Consider the following 17863-nt stretch of genomic DNA (forward strand, 5'->3'; position numbering starts at 1 on the left):
GCCCGCTCCCACATTTGACCGAGTTCCAACTGTGGAATGCATTCAAATGTGGGAGCGGGCTTGCTCGCGAAGAGGCCGGGCAAGCCACCACCAGGCTCAGCGCTTAGGCAAATACGCCGGCAAATAAAGCCCCACATACGCATCAAACACCCGCATCCCTTCCTCGGCCATGCGCGGCGTAATCTGCCCATGCTGATGCACCGAACGCGCGTACACGCGGTCGCTCAACTCCAGCGCCAGCGCGAACACATCGACGTCGGTGGGCAAGGTCGGCACTTCGAAGTGGCGGTTGAACACTTCAAGCATCAAATCCCCCAACTCCAAGTCATGCTGACGGTCCGCCTGGGTCACTTCGGCAAGCCCGTGTTGCGCCAGGATCAACTGACGTGCAGCCGCGTCGTTGCTGTAGATGCTGAGCATGCGCTGCTCGACGATAGAGGACAGGTCGCGCCACACCTTGAGTGAATCATGCTCGATAGGCGCCTGGATCGCGGCGCGGAAAGCGGCGTGCACATCGGCGGTCAACGCCTCCAGCAGCGCCGGTACGCTGGCGAAAAAGTGATACACCGACGACGGCGGGATCTGCGCCCGTTCGGCCACGCTGTAGATCGACAAGCTCGCCACGCCTTCGCTCGCCAACAAGGTGCGAGCGGCGTCGAGGATCGCATCGATCCGGGCCTGGCTGCGGGCACGGGGTTTGCGAGGGGCGGCGGGGCGGGTGGGCATGGAAGTCTCCTACAAGGCAGAGCGCATTGTACGCAGAGCCACTGGATGATCCATACCTTGTGGCGAGGGAGCTTGCTCCCGCTGGGCTGCGCAGCAGACCCAAAACCATCGCCCCCGGTTCTGCCTGGAGGAACTCGGTGATCTTATTGGGGCTGCTTCGCAGCCCAGCGGGAGCAAGCTCCCTCGCCACAACAGCCAAAAAAAATGCCGCGGGCCATATAGCCTGCGGCATTCTTTTAAAACTGCAACTGCTTACACAGTATGCAGGTACCAGTTGTACTCAAGGTCGGAGATGGAGTGTTCAAACTCCTCCAGCTCACTTTCCTTACAGGCGACGAAGATATCGATGTACTTGGGATCGATGTACTTGGCCATCACCTCGCTGTCGTCCAACTCACGCAATGCATCACGCAGGTTGTTCGGCAGGCTCTGTTCGTTCTGCTCGTAGCTGTTGCCTTCCACCGGAGCACCAGGCTCGATCTTGTTGGTCAGACCGTGGTGCACGCCCGCCAGGACCGAAGCCATCAGCAGGTAAGGGTTGGCGTCGGCACCGGCCACGCGGTGTTCGATACGCACGGCATCGGACGAGCCGGTGGGTACGCGAATCGCCACAGTGCGGTTGTCCAGGCCCCAGCACGGCGAGTTCGGCACGTAGAACTGTGCGCCGAAACGACGGTAGGAGTTGACGTTGGGGCACAGGAACGCCATTTGGGCGGGCAGGGTCTCGAGCACACCGCCGATCGCGTGACGCAGTGCGGCGTTCTGCTCGGGATCCTCGCTGGCAAAAATGTTCTTGCCGTCCTTGTCCAAAATGGAGATGTGTACGTGTAAACCGTTGCCTGCCTGGCCTGGATAAGGCTTGGCCATGAAGGTGGTGTCCATCTCATGGTCGTAGGCGATGTTCTTGATCAGGCGCTTGAGCAGTACCGCGTAGTCGCAAGCCTTGATCGGGTCGGCGACGTGGTGCAGGTTCACTTCGAACTGCGCCGGGGCACTTTCCTTGACGATGGCATCAGCCGGGATGCCTTGCTCTTTGGCACCTTCCAGAATGTCCTGGAGGCAGTCGACGTATTCGTCGAGGTCGTCGATCAGGTAGACCTGTGTCGAGTGCGGGCGTTTGCCGGAGATCGGCGAGCGGGGCGGTTGTGGGCGGCCGTTCACGTTCTCCTGGTCGATCAGGTAGAACTCAAGCTCGAAGGCGGCGCAGATGGTCAGGCCGAGGTCGTCAAATTTGCTTACAACTTGGCGGAGCACTTCGCGAGGATCGGCGAAGAAAGGTTCACCTTCAAGTTCGTGCATGGTCATCAGCAGTTGCGCGGTGGGGCGCTTTTGCCAGGGTTCATTGCACAGGGTGTCGGGGATTGGATAACAGATTCGGTCAGCATCACCGATGTCCAGACCCAGGCCGGTGCTTTCCACCGTCGAGCCGTTGATATCCAGGGCAAATAAAGAGGCAGGCAGGTTAATGCCCTTCTCGTAAACCTTGTGGAGGCTGGTGCGTTCGATGCGCTTACCGCGCACCACACCATTCATATCCGCAATTAGAAGGTCTACGTACAGAACCTCAGGATGATCCTTAAGGAACGCGTTCGCTTCGTTAAGCTGAACGGCACGCGGGGGTACCGACATGATGCAACACCTTTGTTGTTAAAAATATCAATCATTGATCTTTTCTGGTTTCAGTCAACCCGAACGGCATGCCGAAGTCAAGCGAGGCCTTTTTTGCCCTAAAAAAGCGCCCTGAGGCCTTTTTTGGGGCTTTTTGGGGCGGTTTTTTGGGTTTGAAGGGCTTGGGACTAGCAGGCTAAAGCGGGCCGTGTTGTATTTTTTACGGGGGTGTTGTGTAAAAAAATGAACAAGGCTAAGCTCGATTCAAACCCATAACAGCAATAATACCGGGGTGCTTCATGTCTCGCCTGCCGTTAATCGGCGTCACCGCCTGCTCCAAACAGGTCGGTTTGCATGCTTATCACATCAGTGGCGACAAGTATGTCCGTGCAGTCGCAGTCGCTGCCAAGGGCTTGCCATTGATCATTCCATCCTTGGGCGACCTGCTCGACCCGGCCAATATTCTTGACGGCCTGGATGGCATTCTCTTTACCGGCTCCCCCTCCAATATCGAACCCCTTCACTACGACGGTCCGGCCAGTGCGCCCGGGACTGCTCATGATTCTGCACGCGACCAGACCACATTGCCGCTGCTGCGTGCCGCGATTGCGGCCGGTGTGCCGGTGCTGGGCATCTGCCGTGGCTTTCAGGAAATGAACGTGGCCTTTGGCGGCAGCCTGCACCAGAAGGTTCATGAAGTGCCGGGCATGATGGATCACCGCGAAGACGACACCCAGCCGCTGGATGTCCAGTACGGCCCGGCGCACGCCGTGGCGATTACCCCCAATGGGGTATTGGCAGGTCTGGGTTTGCCGCCGACGATTCAGGTCAACTCGATTCATAGCCAGGGCGTTGACCGCCTGGCGCCGGGTATGCAGGTCGAAGCGACCGCCCCCGATGGGTTGATCGAAGCTTTTTCTTACACGTCGGGCAAGGCTTTTGCTTTAGGAATGCAATGGCACCCCGAATGGCAGGTAAGCTCTAACCCGCACTACCTCGCGATCTTCCAGGCCTTTGGCTCGGCTTGTCGAAAGCGGGCGATGCAACGCGACGCGGATGCTGCGTCAACCAACGCCTGACCTTTAATGGATGTCAGGAAACACAGCCCAGAGGCATTTATGAGTAACAACCTCGACCAGCTCACCGATTGGTTGAAAGACCACAAGATCACAGAAGTCGAATGCATGATTGGCGACCTTACGGGCATCACCCGGGGCAAGATCTCGCCGACCAACAAGTTCATCGCTGAAAAAGGCATGCGCCTGCCCGAGAGCGTTCTGTTGCAGACCGTGACCGGCGACTATGTCGAAGACGACATCTATTACGAATTGCTCGACCCGGCCGACATCGACATGATCTGCCGCCCCGACCAGAACGCGGTATTCCTGGTGCCTTGGGCCATCGAGCCCACCGCCCAGGTGATCCACGACACCTACGACAAGCAAGGCAACCCCATCGAGCTGTCGCCGCGCAACGTGCTCAAGAAGGTACTCAAGCTCTATTCCGACCGGGGCTGGCAGCCGATCGTGGCGCCGGAGATGGAGTTCTACCTGACCAAGCGCTGCGAAGACCCGGACTTCCCGCTGCAACCGCCGATTGGCCGTTCCGGTCGCCCGGAAACCGGTCGCCAGTCCTTCTCTATAGAAGCCGCCAACGAATTCGACCCGTTGTTCGAAGACGTCTACGACTGGTGCGAACTGCAGGAACTGGACCTCGACACCCTGATTCACGAGGACGGCACGGCGCAGATGGAAATCAACTTCCGTCACGGCGATGCCCTGTCCCTGGCCGACCAGATCCTGGTGTTCAAGCGCACCATGCGTGAAGCCGCGCTCAAGCACAACGTGGCTGCCACCTTTATGGCCAAGCCGATGACTGGCGAGCCGGGCAGCGCGATGCACTTGCACCAGAGCATCATCGACATCGCCACCGGCAAGAACGTCTTCTCCAATGAAGACGGGACCATGAGCCAGCTGTTCCTCAACCACATTGGCGGCCTGCAGAAGTTCATCCCTGAATTGCTGCCGCTGTTTGCCCCCAACGTGAACTCGTTCCGCCGCTTCCTGCCCGACACCTCGGCGCCAGTGAATGTGGAGTGGGGCGAAGAAAACCGCACCGTCGGCCTGCGCGTACCGGATGCCGGCCCGCAGAACCGCCGCGTCGAAAACCGCCTGCCGGGCGCCGATGCCAACCCGTACCTGGCGATTGCCGCCAGCTTGCTGTGTGGCTACATCGGCATGGTCGAAGGCCATAACCCCAGCGCACCCGTGGTGGGCCGTGGTTACGAGCGCCGCAACCTGCGCCTGCCGTTGACCATCGAAGACGCCCTGGAGCGTATGGAAAACAGCAAGACCATCGAGAAGTACCTGGGGCAGAAATTCATCACAGGCTACGTCGCGGTCAAGCGGGCCGAGCATGAAAACTTCAAGCGCGTGATCAGTTCGTGGGAGCGGGAATTCCTGCTCTTCGCCGTCTGATGCGCCGGGCGCGCGGGGCAACCTGCGCGCCCTTCACCGAAAAAGTCTAGGAGACCGGTATGTCCAGCAACAACCCGCAAACCCGTGAATGGCAAGCCTTGAGCAATGATCACCACCTGGCGCCGTTCAGCGACTTCAAGCAATTGAAAGAGAAAGGCCCACGGATCATCACCAAAGCCCACGGCGTTTACCTGTGGGACAGCGAAGGCAACAAGATCCTCGACGGCATGGCCGGCCTGTGGTGCGTGGCGATCGGTTACGGTCGCGACGAGCTGGCTGACGCCGCCGCCAAACAGATGAAAGAACTGCCGTACTACAACCTGTTCTTCCAGACCGCGCACCCGCCGGTGCTGGAGTTGGCCAAAGTCATTGCCGATGTCGCGCCTGCCGGCATGAACCACGTGTTCTTTACCGGTTCCGGCTCCGAAGGCAACGACACCATGCTGCGCATGGTCCGCCACTACTGGGCGGTCAAAGGCCAGCCGAACAAGAAAACCATCATCAGCCGCAAGAACGGCTACCACGGCTCCACCGTGGCCGGCGCCAGCCTGGGCGGCATGACTTATATGCATGAACAGGGCGACTTGCCGATCCCGGGCATCACCCACATCGCCCAGCCTTACTGGTATGGCGAAGGCGGCGACATGAGCCCGGAAGAGTTCGGGGTCTGGGCTGCCAACCAGCTCGAAGAAAAGATTCTGGAGTTGGGCGTGGACAACGTCGGGGCCTTTATTGCCGAGCCGATCCAGGGTGCCGGTGGCGTGATCGTGCCGCCTGAGACCTACTGGCCGCGCATCAAGGAAATCCTCGCCAAGTACGACATCCTGTTCGTCGCCGACGAAGTGATCTGCGGTTTCGGCCGTACCGGCGAATGGTTCGGCAGCGATTTCTACGACCTCAAGCCGCACATGATGACCATCGCCAAAGGCCTGACCTCGGGTTACATCCCCATGGGCGGCCTGATCGTGCACGACGACGTGGTTGCCGTGCTCAACGAAGGCGGCGATTTCAACCACGGCTTCACCTATTCCGGTCACCCGGTGGCCGCCGCCGTGGCCCTGGAAAACATCCGCATCATGCGTGATGAAAAAATCATTAAGCGTGTGCACGATGAAGCGGCACCGTATTTGCAGAAACGTCTGAGGGAACTGGCTGATCACCCGCTGGTGGGTGAAGTGCGCGGTGTGGGCATGCTCGGGGCGATTGAGCTGGTGCAGGACAAGGCCACGCGCAAACGTTACGAAGGCCGTGGTGTGGGCATGATCTGCCGCACGTTCTGCTTCGAGAATGGCCTGATCATGCGCGCCGTGGGCGACACCATGATCATTTCGCCGCCGCTGGTGATCAGCAATGCGGGAAATCGACGAGCTGGTGACCAAGGCTCGCCATTGCCTGGACCTGACTTTGGCGGCATTGCAGGGCTAAGTGCTAGGCTCAGAACGCAGCGGCTTTCGGGCGCTGCATTCTGAGCAGCTATAAATGAGGCTTTGGTTGAAAGCCGGCCTCGGAACTTGCCAGACTGTCGCCCTGTTTTGTTGCCCTTTAACGGGCCGCTTAACACTGTAAGAACGTGGCCCAAAAAAGAAAAATTGGAGCATCACCAAATGAAGGCATTAGGTTTGAAGAACGCTGGCAAGACCCTCCTCGCCTTGTCCCTGTTGGGCGCAATGGCGGGCGCGGCCCAGGCAGACGATAAAGTCCTGCACGTGTACAACTGGTCCGACTACATTGCTCCGGACACCATCGCCAACTTTGAAAAAGAGTCCGGCATCAAGGTGGTGTACGACGTTTTTGACAGCAACGAGACCCTCGAAGCCAAGTTGCTGGCAGGCAAGTCCGGTTACGACATCGTCGTACCGTCGAACAACTTCCTCGCCAAGCAGATCAAGGCCGGTGTCTATCAGGAGCTGGACAAGTCCAAGCTGACCAACTACGACAACCTGAACAAATCCCTGCTTAAAGCCGTGTCCATCAGCGACCCGGACAACAAGCACGCCTTCCCGTACATGTGGGGCTCGATCGGCATCGGCTACAACCCGGAGAAGGTTAAGGCTGCACTGGGTATCGACAAGATTGACTCGTGGGACGTGCTGCTCAAGCCTGAGAACATCGCCAAGCTCAAAAGCTGTGGTGTGAGCTTCCTTGATTCGCCAACCGAAATGCTGCCGGTGGCACTGCACTACCTGGGCCTGCCGACCGACACCCAGAAGAAAGCTGACCTCAAGCAAGCTGAAGACCTGTTCCTCAAGCTGCGCCCATCGATCGGCTACTTCCACTCGTCCAAGTACATCTCGGACCTGGCCAACGGCAACATCTGCGTAGCCGTGGGTTACTCGGGTGACATCCAGCAGGCCAAGTCCCGCGCGGCTGAAGCCGGTGGCAAGGTCAAAGTGGCCTACGACATTCCGAAAGAAGGTGCCGGTAGCTTCTTCGACATGGTCGCCATCCCTAAAGATGCCGAAAACGTCGACGCCGCCTACAAGTTCATGAACTACCTGCTCAAGCCGGAAGTCATGGCATCGATCACCAACAGCGTGCGTTTCCCGAACGGTAACGAGAAGGCTACCGCACTGGTCGACAAAGACATCACCAGCGACCCGGGCATCTACCCGCCAGCCGATGTGCAGGCCAAGCTCTACGCCATTGCTGACTTGCCGGCTGCAACCCAGCGTGAAATGACTCGCAGCTGGACCAAGATCAAGTCTGGTAAGTAAGCCTTAAAAGCTGTGGGAGTGGCTTGTGTGGGAGCGGGCTTGCCCGCGAAGACGGTGTGTCAGCCAGCGGATGTATCAACTGATACTCCGCTTTCGCGAGCAAGCGCGCTCCCACATAGCCCGTTCACACAAATTAAATGACAGAAAGTTTTGCCGGATCGGTTTATCGAGGGTAAGTTGCGCGCCGGTTTTGTTGCCGGGCAACAACTTCAAGGCCCAACTATTTAAGAGGACCTCCACTTGCCAATTTCTTTATTTCGCAAAGCCATGCTGGTGGGTGCAGGTATCACGCTGGCTGTGAGCGTGCAGGCCGCACCGACGGTGCATATTTATAACTGGTCGGACTACATTGGCCCGGACACCCTGGCCAATTTTGAAAAGGCGACTGGCATCAAGCCCGTGTATGACGTGTTTGATTCCAACGAAACCCTGGAAGGCAAGTTGCTCGCCGGTCGTACCGGTTACGACGTGGTGGTGCCGTCCAACCACTTTCTCGGCAAGCAGATCAAGGCCGGGGCGTTCCAGAAGCTCGACAAGTCATTGCTGACGAACTATGCAAACCTCGACCCGGTGCTGCTCAAGCGCCTGGAAAAGAACGATCCGGGTAACCAGTACGCCGTACCGTACCTGTGGGGCACCAACGGCATCGGTTACAACGTCGACAAAGTCAAAGAAGTGCTGGGCGTCGACCATATCGATTCCTGGGCCGTGCTGTTCGAACCGGAGAACATGAAGAAGCTCGCCACCTGTGGCGTTTCGTTCATGGACTCGGCCGATGAAATGCTGCCGGCGGTGCTCAACTACATGGGCCTGAACCCCAACAGCACCAACCCCGAAGACTACAAGAAGGCCGAAGCGAAGCTGCTCAAAGTGCGGCCCTACGTGACCTATTTCCATTCTTCCAAATACATCTCGGACCTGGCCAACGGCAACATTTGCGTGGCGGCCGGTTTCTCCGGTGATGTGTTCCAGGCCAAGGCCCGTGCGGCCGAGGCTGGCAAAGGCGTGAACATCGCCTACACGATTCCCAAAGAAGGCGGCAATTTGTGGTTTGACGTGCTGGCGATCCCGGCGGATGCCACCAACGTCAAAGAGGCCCACGCCTTCATCAACTATTTACTGCAACCTGAGGTGATCGCTCAGGTCAGTGATCAAGTCGGTTATGCCAACCCTAACCCAGGGGCGGACAAACTGATGGAGCAATCGATACGCACTGACGCAGCGGTTTACCCACCGCAGGCGGTTCTCGACCGGACGTTCGTCAACTTCGAGCTACCCCCGAAAGTGCAGCGTTTAATGACCCGTAGCTGGACCAAGGTCAAGACGGGCAAGTAAAGCTCAAACTATCCAAGGTTTCGCCCGTCTTGGGCGAACCTCAAATTTTGTTGGGAGTTTCGTAAATGGCAGTTGCCTCCGGCGCCTATAAGAAAGCCCTCGAGGGCGACCAGACACCGAAAAAGGTGTTGGTCAAAATCGACCGGGTCACGAAGAAGTTCGACGAGACGATTGCCGTGGACGATGTGTCCCTGGAAATCAAAAAAGGCGAGATCTTCGCCTTGCTCGGCGGATCGGGTTCGGGCAAATCCACCCTGCTGCGCATGCTCGCAGGCTTCGAGCGCCCAACGGAAGGTCGCATCTACCTCGACGGTGTGGACATCACCGACATGCCGCCGTACGAGCGGCCGATCAACATGATGTTCCAGTCCTACGCCTTGTTCCCACACATGACTGTGGCGCAGAACATCGCCTTCGGCCTGCAACAGGACAAGATCCCCAAGGCTGAGGTCGACGCCCGCGTGGCCGAGATGCTCAAGCTGGTGCAGATGAGCCAGTACGCCAAGCGCAAGCCGCACCAGCTGTCCGGTGGCCAGCGCCAGCGTGTGGCGTTGGCTCGTTCCCTGGCCAAGCGCCCCAAACTGCTGCTGCTCGATGAGCCGATGGGCGCGCTGGACAAAAAACTGCGTTCGCAGATGCAGCTGGAACTGGTGGAAATCATCGAGCGCGTGGGCGTGACCTGCGTGATGGTGACCCACGACCAGGAAGAGGCCATGACCATGGCCGAGCGCATCGCGATCATGCACCTGGGCTGGATCGCGCAGATCGGCAGCCCGATCGACATCTACGAAACCCCAACCAGCCGCCTGGTGTGCGAGTTCATCGGCAACGTCAATATCTTCGACACCCAGGTGGTGGACGACGCCGAAGGCCACGCGGTGCTCAAGTGCCCGGACCTGGACCGCGACATCTACGTGGGCTACGGCATCGCCACCTCGGTGGAAGACAAGTCGGTGACCTACGCGATTCGCCCGGAAAAGCTGCTGGTCACCACCGAAATGCCGACTTGTGAACACAACTGGTCCAGCGGCAAGGTGCACGACATCGCCTACCTGGGCGGCCATTCGGTGTTCTACGTGGAACTGCCGAGCGGCAAGCTGGTGCAGTCTTTCGTGGCCAACGCCGAACGCCGTGGCCAGCGCCCAACCTGGGGTGACCAGGTGTACGTGTGGTGGGAAGACGACAGCGGCGTGGTACTTCGCTCATGAACATGAAGAAGTTCAAACGCCAGCTGCAACGAATAACACCCGGTGGCCGGCATGTGGTCATCGGGATCCCTTTCCTCTGGCTGTTCCTGTTTTTTGCGCTGCCGTTCTTCATCGTCCTGAAGATCAGCTTTGCCGAAGCCGACGTGGCGATCCCGCCTTACACCGAGATCTACACCTTCGTTGAGCAAAAGCTGCAATTGGTGCTCAACCTGGGCAACTACGCGATGCTCGGCGACGATGAGTTGTACATCGCCGCCTACCTGGGCTCGCTGAAGATGGCGTTTTTCAGCACGATTTTGTGCCTGTTGATCGGCTACCCGATGGCCTATGCCATTGCCAGCGCGCGCAAAGAGATGCAGACCGTGCTGGTGCTGCTGATCATGATGCCGACCTGGACCGCGATCCTGATCCGCGTGTACGCGTGGATGGGCATCCTCAGCAACAACGGCTTGCTCAACGGCTTCCTGATGTCCATCGGGCTGATCAACGAGCCGCTGCAGATCCTCAACACCAACATTGCGGTGTATATCGGCGTGGTCTATTCGTACCTGCCGTTCATGATCCTGCCGCTGTACGCCAACCTGGTCAAACACGACCAGAGCCTGCTGGAAGCTGCATCGGACCTGGGTTCGAGCACCTTCAACAGCTTCTGGAAGATCACCGTGCCGCTGTCCAAGAACGGCATCATCGCCGGTTGCATGCTGGTGTTTATCCCGGTGGTGGGCGAGTTCGTGATTCCTGAACTGCTCGGCGGCCCGGAAACCCTGATGATCGGTAAAGTGCTGTGGCAAGAATTCTTCAACAACCGTGACTGGCCGGTGGCGTCTGCCCTGGCGGTGGTGATGCTGGCGATCCTGATCGTGCCGATCATCCTGTTCAACCGCAGCCAAGCCAAAGAGATGGAGGGCAAGATATGAAGCGCTTCAGTTTCTCGAGTTTCATGCTGGTGGCGGGGTTGCTGTTTATCTACCTGCCGATGCTGATCCTGGTGATCTACTCGTTCAACGAATCCAAACTGGTGACAGTGTGGGGCGGTTGGTCGATCAAGTGGTACGTGGGCCTGCTGGACAATACCCAGTTGATGGGCTCGGTGGCGCGCTCGCTGGAAATTGCCTGCTACACCGCCGTTGCGGCGGTGGCACTGGGTACGCTGGCGGCGTTCGTGCTGACCCGTATCAGCCACTTCAAGGGCCGCACACTGTTCGGCGGCCTGGTGACCGCGCCATTGGTGATGCCCGAAGTGATCACCGGTCTGTCGCTGTTGCTGCTGTTCGTGGCCATGGCGCAGATGATCGGCTGGCCCCAGGAACGTGGCATCGTCACCATCTGGATCGCCCACACCACGTTCTGTGCGGCGTATGTGGCGGTCGTGGTGTCGGCGCGCTTGCGTGAGCTGGACCTGTCGATCGAGGAAGCGGCGATGGACTTGGGCGCTCGGCCCTGGAAGGTGTTCTTCCTGATCACCATCCCGATGATCGCGCCGTCGCTGGCAGCGGGCGGCATGATGTCGTTCGCGCTGTCGCTGGACGACCTGGTACTGGCCAGCTTCGTGTCGGGGCCGGGTTCGACGACGTTGCCGATGGAAGTGTTCTCGGCAGTCCGTCTGGGGGTTAAACCCGAGATCAACGCCGTGGCCAGTTTGATTCTGCTGGCGGTGTCGTTGGTGACCTTCCTGGTGTGGTTCTTCAGCCGTCGGGCCGAAGAGATGCGCAAGAAGGCGATCCAACAAGCCATCGAAGAAGCGGCGGCGGACGGTTGGCAGCAACCGGACAAGCGCCGGGCGCCTGCGCCGGTCTAACCCGCGCAGCCTGACGGAACCGGATCAAAAATGTGGGAGCGGGCTTGCTCGCGAATGCGGAGTGTCAGTCACCAAATGTACTGACTGATCCACCGTATTCGCGAGCAAGCCCGCTCCCACATTTGGTTGTATTCCAGGCTGATTAAGCCGCCCACGGCGACTTGCGAATCACCTCGACAAAGTTCATCGGCTTGAACCCCGGCTCCTGATCCACCAGCACATCGGTCTTCACGTTGCCAAACGTGGTCTGCGGACGATGGCGCAAGCCGTCGGCGAACGCGCAGATGATGCATTCCTTGAACCCTTCGCCGCGTGGATGCGCATGCACCACGGCTTCGCGCTGCACGCTGGAAAAGGCGGCGTAGTCCATGCCCAGCACGTCCATCTCAACGCCGGCGGTCACCAGTGCCACGGTCGGGCGCAAGTGCTGCGGCACGCCCGGCGTGGTGTGCAGGGCGATCGACAACCAGACTTGTTCGATATCGTCATCGCTCAGCCCGTAAGGCTTGAGGAACGCGGCCGCTGCGTTGGCGCCGTCCACTTCGAAACGCTCGTTGTCACTGCGATGGCCTTCGACCAGGCCCAGGTCATGGAACATCGCGCCGACGTAAAGCAGCTCCGGGTTGTAGGCCAGTTGCTTGCGCTCACCGCTCAACGCACCGAACAGAAACACCCGGCGCGAGTGGTGGTAAAGCAAGTCGGACTCGACGTCGCGGATGTATTCGGTAGTGGCCTTGGCCAGGGCGCTGTCCGGGATCTGGATGCCGGCGATGGTGGTGCTCATGGTCGTTCTCCTCAACAAAGCGCCGGGGGTGGCGCCGATGAGTGAAGTCTGGTCGCGTGCCCGCGATGGGGCTATCGCGGCGAGGGTGCGATGTCGGCCAATGTGGGTCGATATCAAGCCACATGCGGTCAAATGTGGGAGCTGGCTTGCCTGCGATGCTGGCGACTCGGTCTGTCAGTTAGACTGAGGGGATGCCATCGCAGGCAAGCCAGCTCCCACAGGGCTTTATGTTCCTCCAGTAGAAGGTGTGTGTTCATGGGCAAAACCGTCGCCATCCTGATCTTCCCCGGCGTCCAGTCACTGGACGTGACCGGCCCCATGGATGTGTTCTGCGAGGCCAATCGTTTTCTGCCGCCCGAAGAGCATTATCAGCTTGAAGTGATCGGCCTGGGCCACGGCACCATGGCAGCCTCCAACGGCCTGGCATTGCAGGCCCATCGGCACTACCTCGAAGCCCTGCAAGCCTATGACCTGCTACTGGTCGCCGGCGGCCCGCAGCTGCCCTTCGAGGATTTCGGCGCCCAGTTTGATGATTGGCTACGCGGCGCCGCCGCCCGCGCACAGCGTTTCGGCTCCATCTGCAATGGTGCCTTCATGCTGGCCCGTGCCGGATTGCTGGATGGCAAAACCGTCACCACCCATTGGAACGACGCCGCCGACCTGACGCGCCTGTGCCCCTCGGCCCAGGTCGATGCCGACCGTCTCTACGTGCAAGACGGCAATCTCTACACCTCGGCGGGCGTCACGGCCGGCATCGACCTGTCGCTGTACCTGCTGGCCCAGGACCACGGCCCGGAAGTCGCGCTGAGCGTGGCCAAGCGCCTGGTGGTGTTCACTCAGCGCTCGGGCGGGCAGTCGCAGTTCAGCCCGTTCCTCACGCCCCACGCCGAAAGCACCTCGGCGGTGGCGTTGGTGCAGTTGTACGTGCTGGCGAACCTGACCGGGGATTTGGGCATTGCCGACCTGGCCAGGGCCGCCAATATGAGTGCGCGGAATTTTTCCCGGGTGTTTGCCCGTGAAGCGCGCATAACCCCCGCCGAGTTTGTCGAGCGAGCGCGAGTGGATGCGGCGCGGGTGATGCTCGAAAGCAGCCCCGCACCGCTGAAAACCGTGGCCTACCAATGCGGCTTTCGTGACGCCCAGCACATGCGCAGTGTGTTCAACCGCCGGCTGGGCGTGACGCCGCAACAGTTCCGGCTTAACTTTGCGGCGCCGGTGTGAGCGTGTCGTAGGCTTCCAGCGCGCGCAGCGAATAGATGTACGCAGCACCGGCATTCAGCGAGATGGCGGTCGCCAGGGTGGCGGCGACTTCTTCGCGGGTCGCGCCGGCCTTGATCGCCGCGTCGGCATGCGCGGCGATACAGCCGTCGCAGCGTGTGGTGATGGCCACGGCGATGGAAATCAGCTCACGGGTCTTGACGTCGAGTACGTTGTTTTCCTCGGCAGCCTCGCCCAGCGCCATGTAGGCTTTGACCATCTTCGGGTTGCTCTTGCCCAGCGCGCCAAAGGTTTTATTCACGTTAGCAAGCAAGTTGGACCAGTTATTGAACATTGCGGTAACTCCTGAACGGGTTGGGTGTGAAGCCAGTGTGCGCGGTTCAGGTTTGGCGCTTTTGTTCGATCCACTCACCTTTTTGACCGATGCTCGCAAATGAACTCCATCGACACCCTGATTGCGTTGGCCAACCTGCGCGGCAGCCTGGACTTGCGTTGCCAGTTCCAGGGCGCGTGGGCCATGGACCACGCGCCTGAGCCGCTGGGCGTGGCGCCGTATCACATTGTGCTGGCGGGCACCTGCCATGCCGAGTTGTCGGGCGGCCAGCAGGTGACGCTGGAGGAGGGCGACATTCTGTTGATGCCGGGTGGCGCGACGCACCTGGTGCGCAGCCAGGGCGCGCGGGTAAAACCGGTGGCGCAGACCGTCATCGAGGGCGGCCTGTTGCCGATCCACCGCCTGGGCGGTGAGCAACCGGACGTGGACATGCTCTGCGGCAGCTTTCGCTACAACCGCCAGTCGTTGTTGTTCGGTGCGTTGCCGGACTACCTGGTGGTGTCCAGCCGCGAGTGGCAGGGCGATGGGCAATTGGCAGCGCTGATTGCCTTGTTGCGCAGCGAAGCGGACGGCCAGCAACTGGGCGCACGCTCGTTTATCGACGCGCTGTCGCAGGCCTTGTTCACCCTGATCCTGCGCACCTGGCTGACCCGCCAGGCGCCGGTGGCGGGCACCTTCGCCTTGCTCGCCGACAAACGCCTGAGCAAAGCCTGGCAGGCGATGCTGGCCGAGCCCGGCCATGAGTGGACCATCGACAGCCTGGCGGCGGCAGCCACCATGTCGCGGGCCACCTTCATGCGGGCGTTTGTGAAAGTCGCGGGCGTGTCGCCGTGGGTGCTGCTGACGCAGCTGCGCATGGAGCTGGCGTTCAACCTGCTGCGCCAATCACGCCTGAGCCTGCTGGATATCGCGGCGCAGGTGGGTTACCAGTCCCAGGCGGCGTTCAGCAAGAAGTTCAAGGAAACCTACGGCGAGGCGCCAGGGCGGATGCGGGCTCGTTAGTCGCTACAACACAAAGCAAAAATGTGGGAGCGGCGGTGCGACGATTCGACTTGCTCGCGAATGCGGAGTATCAGTCACCAGGTGTATCGACTGGCACACCGCATTCGCAGGCAAGCCAGCTCCCACATTGACCGCATTCTTCCAGCACTATTTTCTCGCTGGCAACAGCTTCAGCGTGCCACGGGTATTCGCCGTCACCTCTTCATCACTGAAATGCGCTTGCTCGTACCCGCCCTCGATATAGGTTTCCGCCTGGTCGCCATAGTGCGAATCAAACGGCACCCCGCTTTGCCCCACAGGGTTGATGGTCAACGCATGGGCCGGGTCGGCGAAGTCGATCAGGCGTCGGGTCGACGGGCCATAGGTCACGGGCCATGGCGCAGGGCCGATCATGGCCGATTGGTTATTCGGCACCTCGTGGGTGCCCGGCGCCGGAAACGGGCCGACGTTGAAAATCTTGTCCAGCGGCTTCTGCATGCCCAGCGGGTGCCCGTGGGTCAGGGTGTGGGCCTTGCCCCACTGCCATTGCGACGGGTCATCGCCAAAGGTGGCCTTGAGGTGCGCCAGGCTGTTGTCCCAGGCGAGTTTTACCGTGTCGGCGCGCTTGCCGTTCCACCAAGGCGAGTCCGCTGCGGCGGCCAGGCGTGGCAGTGCGGCGTCGATCACCCGCGTGGTGATCAGGGTTTTGAACATCGCGTCGCCCAGTTTCGGGTGGAAGGCCGCGTCGGTGAGGTTGAACAGGAACTGGTTGAACAGCGTGGCGCTGGTGGAGTCCAGCGGGTAGTCGCCTTTCCAGCTTGCGAGCTGCTCCACCAGTTTCAACTGCGCCGGGTCCTTGACCACTTCACGCAGCACTGGCAACAGCGGCGCCAGCAGGCGTGGTCCGTAGGCGGTGGTGGTACCCAATTGCAAGGCCTGGCTGTTGTTCACGTCCCACTTCACGCTTTTGTCGCTCAACTGCGTGTTCAGCTGTTGGCCGCGGTCGGCGAGGTTGTAGTAACCGGGGATCTCCATGCCAGTGGGCGAGGCCGGCTGGGCGTTGGCCGACACCACATAACCACGGGCCGGGTTTTCTTCCTGCGGGTTGGCGCTGAAGGGGTAGAAGCCCAGCTTGTCGGCCTGGGCGGTGCTGCCGTCGAGAATGAATGCCGGGTTGACGCCGGCCGGGCGGATTGGCAACTGCGCCGCCGCCCACCAGCCGATATCGCCCTTGGCATTCGCCCACACGATATTCAGGCCCGGCGCCGAAACCTTCGCGGCGGCGGCGCGCACCTTGGCCAGGGTGTCGGCGCGGTTGAGTTCGTAGAAGCCTTCGAGGATCGGGTTTTCGGTGTCGAGGAACGCCCACCACATGGCAATCGGCGTGCTGCCGGCATTCTCGCCGAGCACGTCATTGATGATCGGGCCGTGGGGCGACTGACGCAGGGTGAGCGTCACCGGCGCCTGACCCTTGACTGCAATCTGCTGTTCGCTGCTGGTCAGGTTGACCCATTGGCCGTGGTACCAGACCTGGTTGGGGTTGTCCGGGTTGACCTTTTCGGCGATCAGGTCGAGGTCATCGTTCTGGAACATGGTCAGGCTCCAGCCGAAATCCAGGTTGTGCCCCAAAAACGCCACCGGCACCAGCGCGTTGTGATAGCCGTACAGCTCAAAGTCCGGCGCCGACAATTGCGCCTCGTACCACACCGACGGCACCGAGAAACGAATATGCGGGTCGCCGGCCAGCAACGGCTTGCCACTTTTAGTGCGGCTGCCGCTGATGGCCCAGGCGTTGCTGCCTTCGAACTGCGGCAAGCCGTTATCGGCCAGGGCCTTGTCGCTCAAGGCGGCGAGGGCACCGAGGGATTTCCAGTCGCCGGCAGCCAGGTTGAGGGCGCCCTTGGGTTGCCAGTCGAGGTCAAAGACTTTCAGGTAGTCGCTGCCCAACTGGTCGCGCACGTAAGTCAGCAGCGGCTCGGTACGAAACGCGGCTGCGAAGCTGTAGGCCATATACCCGGCGACGCTGATGGTGTCCTCGGCGGTAAAGCGTCGTTTCGGGATGCCCAGCACGTCAAACTCCATGGGGCTGGCGTGGCTGTCCTGATATTGGTTGATGCCGTCCAGGTAGGCTTGCAAGGCCTTCCAGGCTGCCGAGTCGTGATCCATGTGCTCGACGTAACTCAAGGCGCGCTCGCGAATGCGCAGGCTGCGAAACAGCTTGTCGGTCTCCAGCACCTTCGGCCCCAGCACTTCGGCCAGCTCGCCACGGGCCAGGCGCCGCATGATCTCCATCTGGAACAGCCGGTCCTGGGCATGCACGTAGCCCAGGGCGCGGTACAGGTCGGTCTCGTTCTCGGCGCGAATGTGCGGCACGCCACGGTCGTCATAACGCACCGTGACTGCGCCTTGCAGGTTGGCCAGTGTCTCGGTGCCCTGGCGGGTCGGTTGCTTGCTGTAGACATACCAGCCAGCGCCGGCCAAGAGGGCGGCAATCAGGATAGCGAGCACGGTCAGGCTGCGTTTCATGGACGGTCCTTGAGTCAGTCACCTTGAAGGTCAACGGAGTCTAATCGGTTTGGCGAGGGCTGCGGGAAATGCTGATATGCCGCAGCGACAGCCGAGGTTCAAGTGCAGAATGTGTCGAGTCGCTACTATTGCGCCGGTCATCTTTGAGCTTTTT

Annotated in this window: 14 protein-coding genes and 1 pseudogene; 10 read left to right on the forward strand and 5 right to left on the reverse strand. The window is 60.3% G+C overall.

Going from position 1 to position 17863, the window contains the following annotated elements:
- Nucleotides 1–96: 96 nt before the first annotated feature.
- Entirely contained in the window at nucleotides 97–726 is a 630-nt protein-coding gene (locus QF043_RS30340; RefSeq protein ID WP_056860733.1) for a TetR/AcrR family transcriptional regulator, read from the reverse strand.
- Between the two features lie 252 nt (nucleotides 727–978).
- Nucleotides 979–2355 carry a glutamine synthetase family protein gene (locus QF043_RS30345; protein WP_003213894.1) on the reverse strand — a complete coding sequence of 459 codons (1377 nt, stop codon included), beginning with the start codon at nucleotides 2353–2355 and terminating at the stop codon, nucleotides 979–981.
- A gap of 278 nt (nucleotides 2356–2633) precedes the next feature.
- On the opposite strand from QF043_RS30345, the gene QF043_RS30350 reads away from it, so the two are divergent.
- The 8 genes and pseudogenes from QF043_RS30350 (at nucleotide 2634) to QF043_RS30385 (ending at nucleotide 11866) form a co-directional block, all read left to right on the forward strand.
- Complete coding sequence (locus QF043_RS30350; RefSeq protein ID WP_307421244.1) at nucleotides 2634–3413, forward strand: gamma-glutamyl-gamma-aminobutyrate hydrolase family protein; 780 nt, start codon at nucleotides 2634–2636, stop codon at nucleotides 3411–3413.
- Between the two features lie 39 nt (nucleotides 3414–3452).
- Nucleotides 3453–4811: a glutamine synthetase family protein gene (locus QF043_RS30355; RefSeq protein ID WP_017139534.1), complete on the forward strand. Its 1359-nt coding sequence runs from the start codon at nucleotides 3453–3455 to the stop codon at nucleotides 4809–4811.
- Nucleotides 4812–4870: 59 nt separating this feature from the next.
- Nucleotides 4871–6236, forward strand: a pseudogene (locus QF043_RS30360) (aspartate aminotransferase family protein).
- Nucleotides 6237–6430: 194 nt separating this feature from the next.
- Nucleotides 6431–7525, forward strand: a complete 1095-nt coding sequence (locus QF043_RS30365) for a polyamine ABC transporter substrate-binding protein (protein WP_058421218.1) — start codon at nucleotides 6431–6433, stop codon at nucleotides 7523–7525.
- A gap of 240 nt (nucleotides 7526–7765) precedes the next feature.
- Nucleotides 7766–8860 (forward strand): polyamine ABC transporter substrate-binding protein, encoded by a 1095-nt coding sequence (locus QF043_RS30370; protein WP_307421245.1) that lies wholly within the window; start codon nucleotides 7766–7768, stop codon nucleotides 8858–8860.
- Between the two features lie 65 nt (nucleotides 8861–8925).
- Nucleotides 8926–10068: an ABC transporter ATP-binding protein gene (locus tag QF043_RS30375; RefSeq protein WP_003195240.1), complete on the forward strand. Its 1143-nt coding sequence runs from the start codon at nucleotides 8926–8928 to the stop codon at nucleotides 10066–10068.
- Nucleotides 10065–10985 carry an ABC transporter permease subunit gene (locus QF043_RS30380; protein WP_017139530.1) on the forward strand — a complete coding sequence of 307 codons (921 nt, stop codon included), beginning with the start codon at nucleotides 10065–10067 and terminating at the stop codon, nucleotides 10983–10985. Before QF043_RS30375 ends, QF043_RS30380 begins: the two co-directional genes overlap by 4 nt.
- Nucleotides 10982–11866 carry an ABC transporter permease subunit gene (locus QF043_RS30385; RefSeq protein WP_056860728.1) on the forward strand — a complete coding sequence of 295 codons (885 nt, stop codon included), beginning with the start codon at nucleotides 10982–10984 and terminating at the stop codon, nucleotides 11864–11866. Before QF043_RS30380 ends, QF043_RS30385 begins: the two co-directional genes overlap by 4 nt.
- Nucleotides 11867–12008: 142 nt before the next feature.
- Here the strand turns inward: QF043_RS30385 and QF043_RS30390 are convergent, their stop codons facing one another.
- Nucleotides 12009–12650 (reverse strand): HD domain-containing protein, encoded by a 642-nt coding sequence (locus QF043_RS30390; RefSeq protein WP_106575744.1) that lies wholly within the window; start codon nucleotides 12648–12650, stop codon nucleotides 12009–12011.
- A 255-nt stretch (nucleotides 12651–12905) separates the two neighbouring features.
- Here QF043_RS30390 and QF043_RS30395 point away from each other — a divergent pair, with 255 nt between their 5' ends.
- Nucleotides 12906–13871 (forward strand): GlxA family transcriptional regulator, encoded by a 966-nt coding sequence (locus tag QF043_RS30395; RefSeq protein WP_307421246.1) that lies wholly within the window; start codon nucleotides 12906–12908, stop codon nucleotides 13869–13871.
- On the opposite strand, the gene QF043_RS30400 is transcribed toward QF043_RS30395, so the two are convergent.
- On the reverse strand, nucleotides 13849–14202 hold the full coding sequence (locus tag QF043_RS30400; RefSeq protein ID WP_307421247.1) for a carboxymuconolactone decarboxylase family protein: 354 nt from the start codon (nucleotides 14200–14202) through the stop codon (nucleotides 13849–13851). The two genes, QF043_RS30395 and QF043_RS30400, sit on opposite strands and share 23 nt — an antisense overlap.
- A 99-nt stretch (nucleotides 14203–14301) precedes the next feature.
- On the opposite strand from QF043_RS30400, the gene QF043_RS30405 reads away from it, so the two are divergent.
- Nucleotides 14302–15204 carry an AraC family transcriptional regulator gene (locus tag QF043_RS30405; RefSeq protein ID WP_307421248.1) on the forward strand — a complete coding sequence of 301 codons (903 nt, stop codon included), beginning with the start codon at nucleotides 14302–14304 and terminating at the stop codon, nucleotides 15202–15204.
- Nucleotides 15205–15351: 147 nt separating this feature from the next.
- Here QF043_RS30405 and QF043_RS30410 read toward each other — a convergent pair whose 3' ends face one another.
- Nucleotides 15352–17709 (reverse strand): penicillin acylase family protein, encoded by a 2358-nt coding sequence (locus QF043_RS30410; protein ID WP_307421249.1) that lies wholly within the window; start codon nucleotides 17707–17709, stop codon nucleotides 15352–15354.
- Nucleotides 17710–17863: the final 154 nt, after the last annotated feature.

Source organism: Pseudomonas sp. W3I7 (genome assembly GCF_030816095.1).
GTDB classification, from domain to species: Bacteria; Pseudomonadota; Gammaproteobacteria; order Pseudomonadales; family Pseudomonadaceae; genus Aquipseudomonas; species Aquipseudomonas salomonii.